Below are 19261 nucleotides of genomic sequence, written 5' to 3'. Positions count from 1 at the left end.
TTAAAAAGGCAAACCACCGCTAATACAGTAGCCTGCCTTTTTTGATAGAGTAGTTTAGTAGTGTTATTGATCTGTACTCCGTTCGCCTTCTCACTCAGCCTTCAGTTTTATGAACGAGTATTAGAACGCCTGTATTCCATCGGCGTGATGCTGAAGTTGCGTTTGAACATCCGATGGAGATAAGAACTGCTCGTGAAACCGGTCATTTCAGCAATATCCGATACGGACAGATCGCTCTCTTTCAAGAGGCGACATACTTCCTGCATTCGTACATCCATGATGACATCCACAATAGCTGTCATTGTTTGCTGCTTATAAAGACGGCTGACATATATAGGTGACAGGTTAAGCTCATCAGCAATCTGATTCAGGCCCAGGCTGGGGTCCATGTAAGATTGATTGATTTTTTGGTTAATTTGACGGATCAGATCACTTTGCTTAGAGCTACGTTTATCGGCCTGTAATTCCTGAATATCATCGAAGAGTTGGTAAAAAGCTTCTTCAAGCTCCTTCATCGTCTCGTAATTCTCAAGTGAAGGTATCTTGAGGATATCTTCCACAGATGTAGAGCTGAGCTTTTTGATATTATCGATGATTCTCTTAATCGTTAGCGTCACCCTGGATAGCGTTAGTTCTAGTACATGGTAGGGGTATTGGTCCAATTCGCGCACGATGTCAGAGAAATGGCTACGGGCTTCGTCTGTTCTACCACTGGTGAGGGCATCGACCAGCTTTTTCTCGTTATCCGCAGGGTAAGAGTATAGGTTATTCTGCAATTCGTTAATCTTCTCCGCGTTGATTAGGCAGCCATGCCCATAAAAAAGTCTATGTTTAGAAGCTTCTTTGGCCTGGCTATATAGGTGGTTCAATCGATCTGGATTATCACTAACGGGACTGTATACTAGCGATAATCCTATTTTCAGATAATCGCAGCAAGCCACACGGATTTGTCGCAGCAGTACTTCGATCAATTCTGTATCGAGAGATTCAGCGGACGTCATACTGCTAAGTAACATAACTACGCTGTCGTCGTTCATATCTACGCTTTCAACTTGATAAGTCTGACCGCAAATTTCCGAAGCAATATTCATGATCGCGAACTTGTATGCAAGTAGATAAGCACCTCGGTCTTGTCGCAGGGGATTGTATTCATCAATACGCAGCAATACAAGCCGATAACCTTCGTTTAAGTTGAAAGCAATGCTTAGTTGCTCGAAATCACTAGGCCGGCTGCTGTGGGGGGCTTTTATACCGAGAACAAGATTACGTAATGAATTCTGTCTAATCGTAAACATACTGTTGCGCTTGTCAGCTTCAAGGCTATTCATTCGGCTTACAATGGAATCAATAGGAAGGTAGAGGCGTTTGGACAGCATTCTAGAAATGATAAGTCCGAATATTAAAATAATCAAAGAAATCAGTAGTGTTGTATTACGGATTTGCTTAGTCTGTTCTGTGATTACATCATAAGGAGTAATGCGAACATACTGCCAACCAAGAGAATCTGGTGAAGTATAGGACACTAATGATTTCTGGCCTTTAAAAGGAGCTGTGAAATAACCTGCGGAGCGGGCTTTAACTTTATTCTCTATCCAGCTGCTTTCATCCCCCGAGAGCTTCTCTAATGTCAGCTTGTTCCCCGATAGAAACCGATCTTGGTCATCAAGAAGATAAGTATTACCACTACCGGCGGTATTGCTGTTAGCCAACTCCTTGTTTATCCAAGCTGCTGATATATTAACAATAACTGCAGAATTGATGGCACGGTCCCAGTTGATCGCATCATAGCAGAGATAAGTATAGACAGCGATAGCTTCTGATTTGGGTTCACCGATGGAATAGGTGCGTGGGATCGGAGTGAATGTTTTATAATCCTGATAATGATTCAACATCTGTATGATTTCAGTATCCTCTAACTCTCCTGTGGAGTACACACCATTCTGCCCTTGCGCCGCTGAGATATATATAGTGTCATTATTCGGATTATAAACATAGATGGATTCAATGTATGGCATGGAGTTCAGATAGTTTCCGAGATCCGACATTGCAGCCGTAACCTCATAAATGGAAGGTTTGTTGTAGAACAACAGATGGGAAATAGTGGAGGTCCTGTATAGCTGAAATGAAAGCGTTTGAGCTACTTCAGCCATGTTGACTACTTTTTTGCCAGTCTGAGTTAGATCTCTTAGATCGGAACGGAAGGTCTGAGTCTTCTCGACGCCGATGTAGTATGTATAGTACACGATTGTAGAGACCAGAAGAGTTAACGAAATACATAGTGTAATCGTTGTTAGCAGCTTGCCATACAGCAGTCTTTTTCTCCGTATATCATTATTCTTCATAATAGCCCTCCCCCGAAATGTATGCGGCTTATTGGATAAGGCTCTGGATGAACTCTAGATATGAAGTCCTCTTATTATAATTGCCCTAGAGTGAACAGAACAGTGGAGTAACACTAGAATGTTGTATTTTACCAATATATAGCTGTGAAGAAAATAAATATTTGTGCACTTATCATCATTATTTTCGGGATATTCGAGTGCATTCCCCTATGTACACTGGCATTAACACTATTCATCGTTTCTTCATAAACATCCTTATTGTTCAACAGCGATTTCTCCAGTTTGTGCAGGAAAGCTATGAAGCTTCACTTCTGTGTTCAAAAGAACCACCCTATAGTGGAATTATGCAGTTTCTACATTAAAGGGAGTGAGAGACCTTGAGCCAAACCTCATCCAAAGGAATCTCAACCGTCGAACTTGGCATCCAGGCCGATGGAAGAGCACGCTTACGGACGACAAGAAAGAAGAAGGGATTTATTTATGAACTGATACACAATCGGATGATGTTTCTGATGCTGCTGCCCACCTTGATCTTTTTCTTAGTGAATTCTTATTTTCCAATGGTAGGTATCTATTATGCGTTCACTCAATTTGACTTCAACAGCAGTATGTTTAATTCCAAGTTCGTCGGCTTGCAGAATTTCGAGTTTCTCTGGAGATCCGGCACACTGGTGAAGCTGACGATGAACACGATAGGTTACAACATCGCTTTTATTGTACTTGGGAATGTGCTGGCGATTGCTTGTGCGATTCTCTTAAGTGAACTGAATGGGAAATGGTTTAAAAAGATTAGCCAATCGATAATGTTTCTACCATACTTCGTATCCTTCGTCATTCTAAGTGTTATTGTCTACAACCTGTTCAATTATGACAGCGGTTTCTTAAATACAATGCTTACACAATTTGGGCTTGATCCGGTGGACGTTTACAGCAAACCCTGGGCTTGGATTTTTCTAATTATTATCTTCTATCTATGGAAGAATCTCGGTTATAGCATGGTTATCTATCTAGCAGCGATTACGGGGATTAGCGATGAATATTATGAAGCGGCTAAGATCGATGGCGCTAATATTTTTCAGCGGATTTGGTATATTACAGTGCCAATGCTGAAATCAACCTTTGTGGTGCTGCTGCTCTTTGCGCTCGGAAGTATTATGAAAGGGCAGTTTGATCTGTTCTATCAATTAATAGGAAACAACGGGCTTCTCTATAATACGACGGATATTCTCGATACCTACGTCTATCGCTCGCTTAAAGTAACGTTTGATGTGGGCATGGCTACTGCTGCCGGGGTCTATCAGTCCTTGTTCGGTTTTGTCCTCATCATGACGGTTAACTATATTATTCGCAAAATAAATGATGACTACGCCCTGTTCTAGGAGGACAAGAAATGAAAATTCAAAAGGATAAATATACACGGGTGCTTCATGCAATCGCCTATGTGGTCATCATTGGACTGTCGGTTGCTTGCCTGCTGCCCTTTCTGCTAATTATATCCGCATCATTAACCAGCAATGAATCTATTATCCGGGATGGCTATCATCTGATTCCGGGTGAGTTCTCTCTTGAAGGCTACAAGACGGTGTTCATTTTCCCGGATGAAGTACTGCGTGCTTACACGGTCACCATCGTCACCACTGTAGTGGGAACGACATTAGGACTCTTCTTCATGACGATGGCTGGTTACGTGCTGGCCCGCAAGGATTTCAAATACCGCAATACCTTTTCCTTCTATATATACTTTACGACCTTGTTTGGTGGAGGACTTGTTCCTTGGTACATCATGATTACTAAATACCTCGGTCTGCTGGATTCCTATGCTGTATTGGTGCTACCAGGCCTGATGACACCGTTCTTAATTATTTTAATGAAGAATTTCGTTAAATCAGCAGTCCCTGAGGAGCTATTTGATTCTGGGAAAATCGATGGGGCCGGTGATTTCAGAATCTACTGGCAGATCGTCCTCAAGCTCTCCATGCCAGGGATTGCTACAGTCGGATTGTTCCTTGCATTGTATTACTGGAATGACTGGTTCACATCTTCACTGTTCATCAATGATACCCATAAATATCAACTGCAGTTCTATCTGTACAATGTTATCAATTCAGCGCAGTTCATTGCACAGATGGGTGCTGGAACTGGGGTGTCGCTGGCTACAGAAGTCCCTGGTGAGTCTACCAAAATGGCGATGGCGATTGTTGTGACTGGACCGATTCTATTTCTGTACCCGTTCGTTCAGCGTTACTTTGTCAAAGGGTTGACCATCGGAGCTGTAAAAGGTTAGAACCGCAACCTTGCCCCTACCCAGGCTTAGGTATAGTCGGCTAACATAGAAGCATAGTGAAAAGGGAGGATTCAGATGAACAAACTACGAGGCAAAAGCATGTCTATTCTGCTCACGTCAGTACTGAGCTTAGCTCTACTGGCAGGCTGTGGGGGGAATTCTAGTTCCACGAACGGGGAAAATGCAGCGGTAAAAGAGAGTAATAGCGGCGGGAATACGGCTCAGAGCACCAATGCTGAGACTGAGGAGAAGTCGGGGCTGGATACATCGAAGAAGGTAGAGCTGCAGTTTTATATGCTGGGTGATGCCCCGAAAGATCTTTCAAGTATTGAATCGCAAATTAACAAGATGGCTGAAGAAGATCTGAATGCAACCGTTAAATTCAACTATACAACTTGGACAGACTGGGATCAGAAGTACAAATTGCTACTATCTTCTGGACAATCGATTGATTTGATTTTTACTGCGGATTGGACACAGTATCAAGCTTATGCTAAAAAAGGAGCTTTTTTGGCTATCGATGATCTGCTGCCGACGGCTGCGCCAGCGCTCCAGCAATTTGTACCGCAGGATATGTGGGAGGCAGTTAAGATTGATGGCAAGATTTACACTGTACCCGCGACTTATAAGGAATATGTAACGAATGGTTTCGTATGGCGTGAGGATCTGCGCAAGAAATACAATCTGCCTCAGCCGACAGATTTGGCCAGTTATGAAGCCTATATGGAAGGGATAAAGAAGAACGAACCGAAGATGTCGCCAGGATCCTTTAACAGTGATGTGAAGGGGAGTCTGCATGATGCTTACACCGCACTTAACGCTATGGTCGGAGGTCCGCTACCCTATGGTATTGGAATCAAGTACAGCGATCCATCAAAGGCCTACCTTTACTGGGGTTCGGAGGAACATAAAGCAGAACTGTTGACCATGAGACGCTGGCAGGAAAAAGGCTTAATCTCCAAGAATGTATTGAATGTGAAAGATACTATTCAGGCTCCAATTATTGCAGGAAAGGCGGCAACTATTTTCGGAGATAACCCGACCCGCTTCAACGATACGCTGTTGAAGTTTAAAGCAGCCCATCCGGATTGGGAGCTGGGTTACTATCCTTATGGTAAAACGATTGGTTACGCCACTCCGGTTCATCCCATTCATAATGGGTTTGCCATTCCTAAGAACAGCAAAAACCCAGAACGTGCATTAGCCTTTTATGAGAAGATGGTTTTGGATAAACGTTATAACCAGCTGACACAATACGGTGTTGAGGGAAAAAATTATAAGGTTGATGCAAACGGCTATTATGAGCTTATTGGAGATGCTTCTACGAACGGCTTCACTCGTGAAGGGATGAACGGCTGGGCATGGCGGAACCCGGAATTTATGTTATTCGACAAATCCTATGATGGCGTCAAAGAGATTTTCGCTGAGCTTGATAAGATTCAGAAGCCGGATATTTTCACAGGATTTGCAGAAGATTACACCTCTTATCAGGCTGAAAAAGCGGCACTGGAGCAGGTAGAGAAGCAATACCTGTATCCGCTGCAAGCCGGATTGGTAGAGGATGTTGATGCGGGTCTAGCTACCTTCATGGAGAAGGCTAAGCAAGCCGGCCTTGAGAAAATTCAGGCGGAATATATCAAGCAATGGAATGCTTACGTACAGGAGAAGGGTCTGTAATAAAAAAGAGCAAGGGATGTTCCTTAAGCCATAAAGGCGGGGGACATCCCTTTTTTGTATTTTAGGAGACTACGAGAAGCGCTGGCGGAATTCCCGCGGAGTGGTTCCCTCAATGCGGACGAAGCTGGAGCTGAAGTAAGGCGCTTGATTGAAGCCGACCTCCTCGGCGATCCGGGCAATCGTGTAACTGGTCTGCATCAGCAATAGCTTACTCTGCTGAATTCGGTAGTGCAGCAGGTAATCCATAGGTGTGCAGCCGTATTCCTTTTTCATGCAACGAGCGATATATACAGGATGAAAGTTCAGGTTCTCCCCTAGCTGCTGTGCTGTAATGCGCTCACGGAAATGACTGCGCAAATAGGAGGCAGCTTGCTCTGCACATACTTTGGAGGGAGAGGGACGCTCATGGCGCAGAGAGGCAGATAATTGCTGGAGAACCTCTTGGAATAGCAGCTGCTGCTGAAATGGAGTATCGCTCAAATGGGAATTAGGCGCTAGTTGATTCAGCTGCGAGAGCAGTTCTTCCATCTTGGACGGTTGCAGCAGAGAGGTATATTGGGGCAGCTGTAAGGTAAAAGTGCGTATATTAAATTCGTCTGAATGAAGAGGATGCTCCACTCTGGTGTGTTCTGTCTCTGGTGCTGTAGCCGTAGCCTCGGAGATATTCCAATCGCCCACTGTCTGAAAATGCAGCCAATAATAAGAGGTGTGTTCCTTGCAGCTGTCCGTACTGAAATGATGGCTATCTGGACGAAGAAGCAGTGCCTGACCTGCACGTACCTGAAAGGTGAGGCCTCCTTCATTCATATATAGGCAGCCCTGCTTGACTACAAGCAAGTCAAAAACCTTGATATTGTGGCGGCTCATGTGGTAATGCCCTGGTGAGAAGGTGTGCAATCCACTTACGATATAATAGGGCATTGGCGGGACGGTAAAATTAATAATGTTCATGGAGAGATCTCCTTTTATGAGGTTGAAATAATGAAATTATTGGTTTGAAATCTGTACCATCACCAAAAGTATATCATCTATAATTTAGTCTGACCTAAAGAAAAAATATGCTGTTTCTTAGGTCCAGTATGCATGTTTGGTTTAAGGGGAGGTTTATTTAGTGAAAAAAGAAAGACAGGGCTTTGGACTATGGGTATTGGCTTGGCCTATATTTATAGAGGTGTTTCTTCAGACCCTGCTAGGTACGGTAGATACACTCATGGTCAGCCGTATTTCAGATGATGCAGTCGCCGTAGTCGGCATTTCCAATCAATTGTTCGGTGCGTTGACCACACTTTTTACCACCTTTGCGGGCGGGGCGGGGATCCTGATCGCGCAAAGAATGGGTTCAAAACGTTTCAGCGAAGCGCGTACGATTGCAATTATGGGCGTATCGGTTAGTCTCATTCTTGGTATTGTCGTGAGTATCATCCTGTTCTTCTATGCGGGTCCAATAGCGGGGATTCTAAATATATCGCCTGAGCTATTATCGCTGTCCAATATCTATATCTCGTATGTCGGTGGCGGTCTGTTTTTGGTGGGGATGATTGCTTCCCTTGGAACAGCGATTCGTAATACAGGGAACACCAGAGGACCAATGTACACAGGGGTCATCATAAATGTCATTCACATTATTCTGAACTATACCTTTATATTCGGGATGTTCGGTCTGCCACAGCTAGGGCTTGCGGGAATCGCAATCTCAAGTATTATCAGTAGACTGGTCGGTGTGATCATGCTGTATACCATGTTTAGAGGTTCCTTCGAGATTAAGATTAGACTTAGGGATTTCCGTATATTCAACGGCAAGCTATTCAAGGAAATTATAAGGATTGCTTGGCCACTTGGAATTAATTCTTCCTGCTGGGTGTTCTCTCAGTTGATTGTCTATTCCTTTCTAGCTGCACTGGGCGCAGAAGCGTTAGCCGCACGGACTTATCTCAATACCTTAGAGTCCTTTTGCTTCACGTTAGGATATGCAATCGCGCTGGCTGGACAGATACAGATCGCGCATTTGTTCGGGGCAGGGAAGCTGAAAGAGGCTTATCGTAGTGCATATCGTACGCTGTATATCGGCTTGGCTATTGTATCAGCGAACATGTTACTGCTATTTCTTTTCGGCAGGAACCTACTAGGCTATTTCACTTCCGACCCGCGGATTATTGCGATTGGGATTTCCCTATTGGCCCTAAATCTCCTACTACAACCTTGCAAAATGCTGAACATGGGCATGGGTAATGCGCTGAACGCCATCGGCGATACCCGTTATACGATGTATACTTCCATCGTGTCTATGTCCATTATTGGAGTGGGATGTTCTTACTGGTTTGGAATCAGCTTAGGCTGGGGGCTCACAGGGATATACTGCTGTATGATTGCTGATGAATTTGTGCGGGGGATTCTTGTTCTAATGCGCTGGAGAGGGAGGAAAGTTATCCGTCAGGCGGATATCGGTTTGAGTGAAGGGAATGCCTCACTACATGGAGCCGGAAAAAGGAGTACTTCGTTAACTATATGAGCGGGACTCTATAAGCCGACCATGGTGGGCAATGGAGTGCTTTCGGACTGGAGAGGCGCTATTCCTCGGAAAATTGCCCATAATGATGTCTTTTTGCACCAATAGTGTCTCTGGGGTCCGATAGTTGCCCAAAAGAGCCGTTTTTTCGAAAATAGCGACTCTGGAGTCCAATAGAAAGTTTGAGAACTGCAAGTAACATCGAACGACAACAAGCATCAAGCATTCCAAGCACCACTGAGCACCCTAAGTGCGCCAAGCACCAATCCCCATCTGCTGCGCAATCGCTCACCGAGCTGTGGATGTTGGGTGATGTTTTTGGAGAGAGGCTACCCATGAGTAAATAATTACTTAAGGGTTAGCCTCTTTTTTGTGCGAGTATAAAATTTAAGTTTGATGGTTCTGAAATTTGATTATTCATTCATATAGAATTTGATTCTATGATATAAATGAGTTAGCCTTTAGAGCATGGGTACCTGTTTTATGAATACATACTACTGAAGGGTTTGAGGAAAATGCCGTTAAAATGGAGAGGCTTGACGATCCTAACACTGCTCTTAATGATGATACTAATATCGGGATGTTCTAATGGTACCGTTCACGTCACGGTGAATAAGAATCAAAGCGTAGATTTAGCAATGAATGTGAAATTGGATTCCCGAACAGAAGCATTGATCAACGATAAAATGGAGAAGAGTCTGACAGACAAATTGAAGGAGGAAGGGATTCAGCTAGAAAAACGACAAGAAGGTAAGTCTACAGTCTATGAAATCCAGAAAAATTACGCTTCATTTGAGGATATAGGTTCAACCTCTATGGGGCTGGATATTGTGGATCTACAGCTTGTTACTAAAAAGAATTTGTTATATACCACGTATGATGTTGAGGCACAGCCTCAATTTAATAGTTATATGGATACCATTATGGATAACATGGGGACATTGAGTTTATCAAAGCCGATTATTCGGGCGGTGCTGAAAAACTTGGCATTTGATTTTAAACTAACGTTGCCAATAGATCTAATTGGTGATAATAATGCAGCTGTTGATGAAGGCAGAACACTTACCTGGAATGTTACCCTGGGGGATACAGAGCCGATCAAAATGCAGCTTTATGTGCCAAATGTATGGAATATAGTGATCGTGTTAATCATCCTAGTGGTGGTGATCATTGCTGCGATTCTATTTTTCGTCAGAAAAAGAAAATACCGTAAAGTAAATCGTGCTTAAGTGGTTCGAGATATGTATTGATAGTGAGTGCCGGGAAGCCATGCTGCTTTACCGGCTTTCTTTACTTTATAGCAGGTGTAGAGTTATAATTAGTACCAAGTACTAATATCAGATACTAAATGAAGAGGTGATTGGAATGACAGGTGCAAAAATTACAGCTATCGGAACTTATGTCCCGGAAAAAAGACTGACGAATGCCGATCTTGAGCAGATGGTGGATACTGATAATGAGTGGATTGTGGGGCGGACTGGAATTCGTGAACGCAGAATTAGTCGGCAGGATGAATACACAAGCGATTTATGTGTATCGGCAGTACAGGATCTAATGAAACGTTATGGAAAAAACGTTGAGGATGTGGATATGGTCCTTGTAGCTACTAGTACACCTGATTTTTCCTTTCCCTCAGTAGCTTCTTTGATTCAAGACCGCTTAAATATTCCGCAGACTGCAGGAGCTATAGATTTGAGCGCAGCCTGTGCGGGTTTTGTATATGCACTTCATACAGCTCATAGCTATGTTGCTTCAGGGATGCACCGTAAGGTTCTAGTGATTGGTGCGGATACGATCTCCAAGATTACAGATTATACTGATCGCAGTACATGTATCCTTTTTGGTGATGGGGCCGGTGCAGTGCTTGTGGAGAGTGATAAGCAATCGACGGGATTTTTAGGCTTTCAGCTAGCTAGTGATGGCAGCGGCGCACATCATGTGTATCGCACGGGTCTAGCCCATACGGTGAATAATATTGAACTGGTAGATACACAGATGCTCGTACAGAACGGACGCGAGGTATTTCGTTGGGCGGTCAGAACCGTTCCTCTCGGTGTACAGCAGCTGCTTGAAAAAGCAGAAGTGGGTCTGGAGCAAGTCGATTGGTTTATTCCACACAGCGCAAATATGAGAATGATTGAGCCGATTTGCGAGCGTATGAACTATCCGATGGAGCAAGTGCTGCATAGTCTTGTGAATTTTGGCAATACTTCTGCCGCAACAATTCCCTTAGCTCTTGATTTGGGCATTCGTGAAGGCAAAGTAAAGAACGGGCACAAGATTCTGATGTATGGCTTTGGTGCGGGGCTGACGCAGGCCGGTCAACTGGTAGAGCTGAACTTGGATGAGCAAGTAGGGGAGCCGACTTTATTGTGAGTTGTTCAGGTAAACATAAATAATAAAACATTGTTAAAGCAACGACCATTTCTCGGTATTTTTCCGAGGGATGGTCGTTTTTGTTTCATTACTAAAAGTATTTTTGGGCATATATTATGCATGTATTAGGCTACTGTTGTGATCATATTCGGCTAATGATATGCAGATGTTATTCATTTATTAGGCATCTTTTGGGATTGAGTTAGGCGTTTTGACCCATATCACAGTCTTAGGATGCATCTTTTGAATTTTACAGATATTTAATGCTAGGCAAATAAACCATACCTACAATATACACAGCAGACTCCAGTCTACCCAAAAAAAGTATGGGTTGAATGGGATGAAGAAAGGAGGAGTTATCGAATATATCCGAGATAAGGGTAGCTAGCTCATCTGTTGATGGAGAGTTTTCATGGGATTCAAAACTATAAAATAATGCTTGGGAGAGATGATTTTGTTCAGAAAAGGTAGGAAATTTGTTGCATTATTACTGGCACTCACAGTGATTTGTTCTACGATGCCGAATATCACCCCTGTGTTTGCAGCTGAAGAATCTGAGATTCTATCTGTAGATCAACCAACGACTTCTGTACCCACCGGCCGATATGAAGAAGCACAGACGATCCACCTCACAACTGCAACGCAGAATGCTGACATTTACTATACACTCGACGGCACGCTTCCGGATGTTCATAGTTTGAAATATAACGGGCCGATCTCGATCTCCAAAACAACGAATTTGTCAGCCATTGCGATCAAAAATGGTGTGGCAAGTAAAGGAGTAACCTTCTCTTATATCATCAAGACCAAAGAAAAGCCATTGCTCCAGTTTGTAGCGATGTCAGACGTACATGTGGGCTCACATGCTTCAGCAGATGCACGTTATACCCAATTCTTTGATACGATAGGGTCGATTTTCCCGAACCCGGATGCGATACTCGTCGTTGGCGATATGATTAATGATAATGGGAACGACAAGCCTAATGACCATGTGATGGTTCGGGAAATTTTTGAACAAAATTTAGCTAGAAAGCAGTGGAATAACACCCAGATCCGAATGGCTATAGGTAACCACGATTCCACCGTTGCTAAAGTCAACGAACATTATCCCACGGACTGGTTCACAAGCCAGCCGAATGGCTATTATGAATCTGAAATCGGTGGCTATCATTTCTTATTTTTAAACGGGAACAACTACAACTCAGATACAGGTCAGCGTAATTGGCTAAAGGGTAGACTTGCAGAACTTACAGCTGATCCGAAGAATCAGAATACCCCCATCTTCGTGAATGTGCACCAACCTATATCGAATACGGTAATGGATGGGCAACAGGCATCGAATCCTAATCTTTATACGGATCTCAAAGACTATCCTCAAGTGATTACCTTCTCCGGACATTCCCATCTGAATATTAGTGATGATCGCTCCATTTACCAGAAGGATTTCACTTCAGTTAACCTTGGCTCCATGTCTTACATTGAATCCGATCGCGGTTACTCCCAAGTGACTAAGAAGGGACTTGAAGGACGTTTTGAATTTCCTGTCAGTCAGGCCGACTTCGTTGAGGTATATGCGGATCGGGTTGAGGTGGATCGGATTGCGTTTAACGCAGATCCTGGAGATATCTACACAGACGGTAAATGGACGGCTGAGCCGCAGCCTCCATTCAACAGTGCGGGTACAGTTGCTGGAGACAAGTGGGTCATTCAGCTAAAAGGCTCGACGAATGAAGCAATTAAGAGCAATTTCAAGTACACTACAGCTAACCGTAATAAGGTTGCTCCTGTATTCAATAGTGAACTCGACATAACGAATCAGGATACGGTACCTTTACTTTCCTTTAAGCAAGCGAAAGATGATCAATCTATGCATCATTATGAAATCAATGTTATCGATAAAAGGTCTGGAGTTAGCAGCAAATCTGTGAATGTATTCTCTGACTATTACTTTTCCCCGGTTCCGAATGCAATGAATATTCCACTCGAAGGACTTGCACCTCAAACTTCATACATTGTTCAAGTGACAGCTGTTGATGCCTACGGGAATCGCTCTGCAACGCTAGAGCAATCGTTCACAGCCGGCAATGAAGCACCTGAACTGACGCCAATTGATCCATCAACCATGTGGAAGGATCTAGTGGTCGATATGAGATTGGATGGTAACCTATCCGATGAAGCTAAAGACGTGACAGGGCTTGCAAGTCTAGCAGGCAATGTAACGTATGTCGATGGTAAATCCAATAAAGCTGCGCTCATTGCAGCGGGTAATAGTAATTATATTGATTTGGGCAAGCGTGATGATTTGAAATTCGGAGCAGGAAGCTTCACCGTGTCTTTCTGGCACAAAGGCAATCTTTCCGGGGATCAGACTATCCTTTCCAATAAAAACTGGAATAGTGGCGGTAATCTAGGTTGGTATATTGGACCTGCCTCCACCAATGGTATGACCTTAAATATTAGTGATGGAACGAAAAGAGCGGATATTACAGCATCAAGTGTAGGAACGGAGTGGCATCTCTTTACCATTACAGTGGACAGAACAAACAACTTAGCAAAAGTTTATGTAGATGGGACGGAGAAGGCATCGGGGAGTATTGCCTCGCTTGGTACTCAAAGTGTAGATACAACCTTTAACACGCTGATTGGTGTGGATGGAAACAAAGGAAATGGCGGAGCAACGATTACCATAGATGATCTGAGAATCTGGAAGAGATCGCTCACAGCTACGGAAAACAAAGCATTGTCGGATTCCTATAAGGGTGTTCAGCTCTTTACCTTTGAACAGCTCACCACATTAATTCATGACGCTGCATCCTTCCAAAAGAACAGCGATAAAGTCAGTGGTGTATCTTACCCGAAAGACCAGCTGGACGAGCTTGCGAACCAACTTCAGAAAGCCAGACAACTGACGGCAAGTAATAGCCCAACCGAAATTGACCTTGCTTATGTCGAGCTTCAGTGGGTCTATAAAAAAATACAACAGGCAGCAATATATTCCTTTATTCCTAAGAACGCATTCACTATCAACTCCTTTAGTTCTTATGCGGACAATGAAAATGCCAATGCTGCGAACATCCTAGATAACGATACCGCTACGATTTGGCATTCCAAATGGCAGGAGCCTGCAGCCTCATTTCCACATTGGGTGATTATCGACATGAAGGGTAGTAAGAACTTAACTGGTATTGGGCGCACTAGCCGCTTAAGTCAGACGGCTCTGGAATTTCCAAAGGATTTTGAACTCTACGCCTCGGATCAATTATCGGATTTGACCGATCCGGCGTACTTGAGCAATCCGGCGAATAAAGCGATCGGCACATTCCAGAAAACCTGGAAAGGCACGAGCTATCAAGACTTCAATATTCTGGATAAAGCGATACAAGGTAGATATGTGAAATTTGTTGTCACGAGCACCTATAACCCAACCGCTTTATTCACCAGTATGAGTGAAATCGATTTTACTGGTAGCTCAGTGCTCTCTGCGGATACACTTCTACAGATGTCCTTCGAGAATAATTTGGAGGATCAATCTGTAAATGCTATACCGGCAACACCGGTTAAAGATCCACAGTTCGTGAAAGGTCGCGTCGGACAAGCCTTGAGTATCGATTCCAAGAGCTCAGCGCTGCAATATGTTGATCTTGGCAAGCCAACAAGTCTGCAATTCGGTAAGGACAAGAACTTCTCGTTCGCATTTTGGGTTAAATCGCCTTCTGTCTCAGGAGACCCTGCGATTCTATCCAACAAAAATTGGGATTCCGGTGCAAATGTAGGTTATGCCTTAGCGCTGAAGGGAAGTGCACTCCAATGGAACTTTAATACATCCGGCGAATCGCGTGCAGATGCCCAAATTCCAAATGTTGTAGATGGCACCTGGCATCATATCGCCATATCGCATGATCGTGCTTCAGGGCGAGTTGATTTTTATAAAGATGGTGTTCCTGTAAATGTGACCAAAGTTAATGGCATGAACTATCAGGGTATAGCAAGCACCATGACCATTGCAGGTCGAACGGGCACGCTGGATACAGGATTGTCAACCATGATCGGAAATGATGGTACAGGCAATTACAGCAATGCGCTGCAAGTACAGCTTGATGAGCTTCATATGTATGGAAGAACATTAACCGCGCAGGAAGTTTCTAATATGTATAACAGTGCTCCACCGCTTGCTTCCATTGAGGATTTTTCAGGTTCATTAAATCTGATCGGAGCTAAGCACACGGTTCAAGGTACGCAATTCCGATATAATCTAGATCTGCGTACACCTGATATGACGACTAAAGTGGACAAAGCTGTCGTTGAGATAGCTTATGATCCAGAACAGTTCGAATTTGTCAGCGCATCTCGCGCAACGAAGACAGACGCTTCGACCCCTGGTATCGTTAGACTAGAACTGCCAGGAGGTAATGTCTATAACATCGAGAATCCGCTGGAGTATGCAAAGTCCAGAATCTCGGAGCTCAAATTCAATACGCTTGGTGCTTCCGGCCAAGGCATCATTGAAGTTAAGCATGCGGATTTCTATACTGGATCAACAAAACTAACGATTAAGGCATTTGATTCGGCGCCTGCCGTTATTCAGATCCATGCTAAAGCTTCCGAAGATCTTAATGCAGATGGTTATGTTACAATAGGTGACCTTGCACTTGCGAAAGGCATTTCGGATGAAGAGCTGGCAGATATGGCAGCCCAAGCCCAATACCAGCCCTATAAACGTGTAGTTGTCATCGGGATTGATGGTGGGGGTGTAGCGGTCTCCAAGGATGCTCCTTATTGGGAGACGCCTGGCTCCAAGAAAGAAAAGGTAGGCGATCGCCTGCAAATTCCAGCCATTCGGAACATTATCGAGCATGGAGCTATTAGCTATACGGCTAAAACTACTTTACCTTCCAGCTCATCCCCAAACTGGGGTTCGATGATTAATGGTGTTGGTTATGAAAAGCATGGTCTATATAATGACGATACCGCAGCCTACACATACAGTGAATCATGGGACTACCCAACGGTATTCAAAAAAATTAGGGAGGCATTGCCTGCTACTAAACAAACGGTATTCTCCACCTGGAGCAACATTGTTCAGGGGCATATTGAACCTTCTGTTGGTGTCGAAGGTTATTCCCTAGGAGATGAAGCTGATGTAGCGGCGTTCACGCAATACGCAGCTAGCGGCAAAGCGAAAGATACCTCGTTAATTTTCTTCCAATTGGATGATATGGATGGGGCGGGCCACGGTGATGGATTCTATACGAAGTCGTTTTATGAGCAAATAAAGAAGACGGATAAGAACATCCAGACCATCTATGATGCTTTAAAGAACAATCATTTGTTGGAAGATACGCTCATCCTCATGCTGCCTGACCATGGTGGGGGTAAAGAGAATGCAGACGGAACTTTGGGCATGGCAACAAGTCATGGGCAAGACGAGCCCCTTGCCACCACAATCTTCTTCGCGGCGAATGGTAGAACAGTAGCCACCGAAGACGGGAAGGAAAAATTATTGCAAGGTGGGAATACAAGAGACTTGGCTGCAACAGTTCTAACTGCACTTGGCCTGAACCCATCCATTGGAGATTCTCATGTCATTGACGGTATGTTCATACCTCAAACCGAACAGAAACAATCGGGTGCTTCGGACTTGCGATTCACAAAATTAGTTGATGCTGCTACACAAAAGGTTAACGGTTATGAAGTATCAATCAACAATGCGACTTCAGATGTGACAGCCATCGATTTGAATGTAGACTCCAGCAGTCTCATCTTCTCATCGATTGAACCGGCTCAACCTGGCGTTAAGATTATGCGCAAAGAGACGGTTAATGGAATGACAAGAATCATTCTAACCTCAACGAATGGCATTCAAGCAGATGCTCCGATTCTTAAGCTACGAGTATCACCACAAGAAAAGGCTACTGCTGTACAAATTACGCAAGCGATGATTGCAGATGCGAAAGGGCATGAAACGATGCCGAATTTGACCACTGCAACTAAAGAAGTACAGATCTCTCAGGCAACACTAGTAGATCTTCAGGTAAACGGTCAATCGTTGATCGGCTTCACACCGGATCAAATGAACTATGCGATTCGTGTAACGAATAATGTTTCGGTCGCAGAGGTCACTTATAAGGTAGCAGATCCTTTACTAAGCGTTCATGTCATAGGTGGTAAATCTCTGCAAGTAGGCGAGAATCTGGTGGAAGTGCATGTCCAAGCTCCAGACGGCAGCTCGAATGTGTATACCATTATCGTCATCCGTGAGTCAGAATCCTTACCTAACCAAATTCTGCTGTCCGATCTACGAATGAATGGGGAAACTCTACCAGCTTTTGCACCTAGTACGTTGAACTATAACGTAACGGTTCCCTATAGTACGTCGGTAACGGATATTACCTATACGGCATACGATCCGACTAGCGTAGTTAAGATTACGGGTAGTGGAGCCCTTGAGGTTGGTAGGAACGTCGTGAAGGTTACCGTGACAGCTCAAGACGGATTACAAAATATTTATACGATCATCATTACGCGTCAGCCTGAAGCGGAGTCTTCAAGCAATGCAGATCTGGTAGATCTTCGCGTTAATGGAACTACGATTCGTGGATTTGCCTCTGGGCAATACAACTACGAACTGACTGTACCTTACTCGACAACCGTTACGCAAGTAACCTATACAGCAGCGGATCCTATGGCTACTGTATCGATAACAGGCAGTGGAGATTTACAAGTCGGCACTAATATGATCACCGTAACTGTGACAGCTCAAGATGGAACCAAACAGATTTACACTATTGCTGTTATGCGCGAAAATGATACCTCGACAACACCACCAACGGGTGGGGGGAACCCAGGATCAAGCGTTACGCCGCCAGTGGTGGTGAAGCCGGAGCTGCCTGCAGGGGCGGTTGTTATCCCAGATGAACTCTTAACGAAGAGTGCTGAAGGAAACATCATCTTGCAGCTTCAAGCGGATAAGAATCAAGTTATGATTCCGATCGATCAACTCGATCAGATCGGCAATAGGGATCTAGAGATTCAAGTGAATGGGGTTCGTGCCATTATGTCCTCCAAAGTATTGAACGAGCTTCGTAAGCTTCTGCCATCAACTGCGAAGACAGCAACAATACTTTTGAAGATGGAAGCCATTCAATCGAATCAACTTACAATAACTACACCGTATTCACGGGTTAGTGACATCATGGACTTCTCATTAATCATGTCAGATGAGTCTGGTAATAAATATTCACTGAAGCAATTCCCAGTACCCGTGAAGATAACACTACCGATTCTAAATGGAACCAATCCAGCTCTAGCGGGTATTTATCGTATTGAGGAAAATGGCAGCTTTACCTATCTAGGGGGGACGATGAATCCGTCCAAAACCAGTCTTACCGTAGATTTGAATCATTTTAGCCAATACGTTGTTCTTTCGTTCCAAAGCAGCTATCGAGATGTACCTGAAAGTCACTGGGCATACAAGACTATTCAGGAACTATCTGCTAAACAAATTGTGAAGGGACAATCTGACTCTATGTTTAACCCATCGGGTTCCATCACAAGAGCAGAATATGCAGCTCTCCTCAGCAGAGCGCTTTCCTTAACTGCGAGTCGTCCGACTTCATTCCAAGATGTAGTCGCTGGATCGTGGTACGAAGAGGCGGTCAATGCAACCTTTGAAGCAGGTATTATTCAAGGCGTATCCGAGGATCGTTTTAACCCGAATCAACAGATTACCCGCGAGGAAATGGCAGCTATGCTGGTAAGAGCCTATGCATATCGTACGGGCGTTAAGCCGGAAGCAAGCTCATTCCATGCGACTAATGACAGCTCTAAAGTTAGTTCTTGGGCAGTAACCTATGTACAAGGTGCGCTAGAAGCTAAGCTTCTGACGGGTCATCAGGATGGTAACTTCCTTCCGCAATCGATGACAACCCGTGCCGAGGCAGCTCAGAGTATTTCAAATCTACTTGCGAAATTCTAAAATGAAATTGTAAGTTCCCTACATGAAAAATCCCCTCAAGTTAGACAATGCCTTAGACATCTTATCGAGGTCTGAGGCGTTGTAAACTTTGAGGGGATTTA

At 44.0% G+C, this 19261-nt stretch carries 9 protein-coding genes; 7 read left to right on the top strand and 2 right to left on the bottom strand.

Features of this window, described 5'->3' with window-relative positions; translation table 11 throughout:
* Positions 1-107: 107 nt before the first annotated feature.
* Positions 108-2342: an AraC family transcriptional regulator gene (locus tag PAENI_RS09215; RefSeq protein WP_149645038.1), complete on the bottom strand. Its 2235-nt coding sequence runs from the start codon at positions 2340-2342 to the stop codon at positions 108-110.
* Positions 2343-2842: 500 nt separating this feature from the next.
* On the opposite strand from PAENI_RS09215, the gene PAENI_RS09210 reads away from it, so the two are divergent.
* The 3 genes from PAENI_RS09210 to PAENI_RS09200 all read left to right on the top strand — a co-directional run bounded on the left by PAENI_RS09210 (position 2843) and on the right by PAENI_RS09200 (position 6303).
* Positions 2843-3721: an ABC transporter permease gene (locus PAENI_RS09210; RefSeq protein WP_143759548.1), complete on the top strand. Its 879-nt coding sequence runs from the start codon at positions 2843-2845 to the stop codon at positions 3719-3721.
* 11 nt (positions 3722-3732) lie between these two features.
* A complete protein-coding gene (locus tag PAENI_RS09205) occupies positions 3733-4626 on the top strand; it encodes a carbohydrate ABC transporter permease (protein ID WP_149645037.1) in 894 nt (297 codons plus the stop codon).
* Between the two features lie 75 nt (positions 4627-4701).
* Positions 4702-6303 carry an extracellular solute-binding protein gene (locus PAENI_RS09200; protein ID WP_410477462.1) on the top strand — a complete coding sequence of 534 codons (1602 nt, stop codon included), beginning with the start codon at positions 4702-4704 and terminating at the stop codon, positions 6301-6303.
* Positions 6304-6372: 69 nt separating this feature from the next.
* Here PAENI_RS09200 and PAENI_RS09195 read toward each other — a convergent pair whose 3' ends face one another.
* The gene (locus PAENI_RS09195; RefSeq protein WP_149645035.1) at positions 6373-7254 is read right to left on the bottom strand and encodes a helix-turn-helix transcriptional regulator; all 882 of its coding nucleotides are present in this window, start codon (positions 7252-7254) and stop codon (positions 6373-6375) included.
* Between the two features lie 160 nt (positions 7255-7414).
* Between PAENI_RS09195 and PAENI_RS09190 the strand changes: the two genes are divergently transcribed.
* The 4 genes from PAENI_RS09190 to PAENI_RS09175 all read left to right on the top strand — a co-directional run bounded on the left by PAENI_RS09190 (position 7415) and on the right by PAENI_RS09175 (position 19160).
* Positions 7415-8812, top strand: coding sequence for an MATE family efflux transporter (locus PAENI_RS09190; protein WP_149645034.1), 1398 nt, complete (start codon positions 7415-7417; stop codon positions 8810-8812).
* 557 nt (positions 8813-9369) lie between these two features.
* Entirely contained in the window at positions 9370-10038 is a 669-nt protein-coding gene (locus PAENI_RS09185) for a hypothetical protein (protein WP_223178927.1), read from the top strand.
* Positions 10039-10174: 136 nt separating this feature from the next.
* Positions 10175-11185 (top strand): ketoacyl-ACP synthase III, encoded by a 1011-nt coding sequence (locus tag PAENI_RS09180; protein WP_149645032.1) that lies wholly within the window; start codon positions 10175-10177, stop codon positions 11183-11185.
* Between the two features lie 454 nt (positions 11186-11639).
* Positions 11640-19160, top strand: coding sequence for an S-layer homology domain-containing protein (locus PAENI_RS09175; RefSeq protein ID WP_188114513.1), 7521 nt, complete (start codon positions 11640-11642; stop codon positions 19158-19160).
* Positions 19161-19261: the final 101 nt, after the last annotated feature.

This window comes from Paenibacillus sp. B2(2019), from assembly GCF_008370385.1.
Classification (GTDB): Bacteria; Bacillota; Bacilli; order Paenibacillales; family Paenibacillaceae; genus Paenibacillus_AQ.
The sequence above is the reverse complement of the archived record's forward strand: the minus strand, read 5'-3'. Positions and strand labels throughout refer to the sequence as shown.

Coding starts and splice junctions, on each gene's coding strand:
- PAENI_RS09215 (WP_149645038.1), bottom strand. CDS start 2,342: ATGAAGAATAATGATATACGGAGAAAAAGACTGCTGTATGGCAAGCTG.
- PAENI_RS09210 (WP_143759548.1), top strand. CDS start 2,843: ATGATGTTTCTGATGCTGCTGCCCACCTTGATCTTTTTCTTAGTGAAT.
- PAENI_RS09205 (WP_149645037.1), top strand. CDS start 3,733: ATGAAAATTCAAAAGGATAAATATACACGGGTGCTTCATGCAATCGCC.
- PAENI_RS09200 (WP_410477462.1), top strand. CDS start 4,702: ATGAACAAACTACGAGGCAAAAGCATGTCTATTCTGCTCACGTCAGTA.
- PAENI_RS09195 (WP_149645035.1), bottom strand. CDS start 7,254: ATGAACATTATTAATTTTACCGTCCCGCCAATGCCCTATTATATCGTA.
- PAENI_RS09185 (WP_223178927.1), top strand. CDS start 9,370: ATGATGATACTAATATCGGGATGTTCTAATGGTACCGTTCACGTCACG.
- PAENI_RS09180 (WP_149645032.1), top strand. CDS start 10,175: ATGACAGGTGCAAAAATTACAGCTATCGGAACTTATGTCCCGGAAAAA.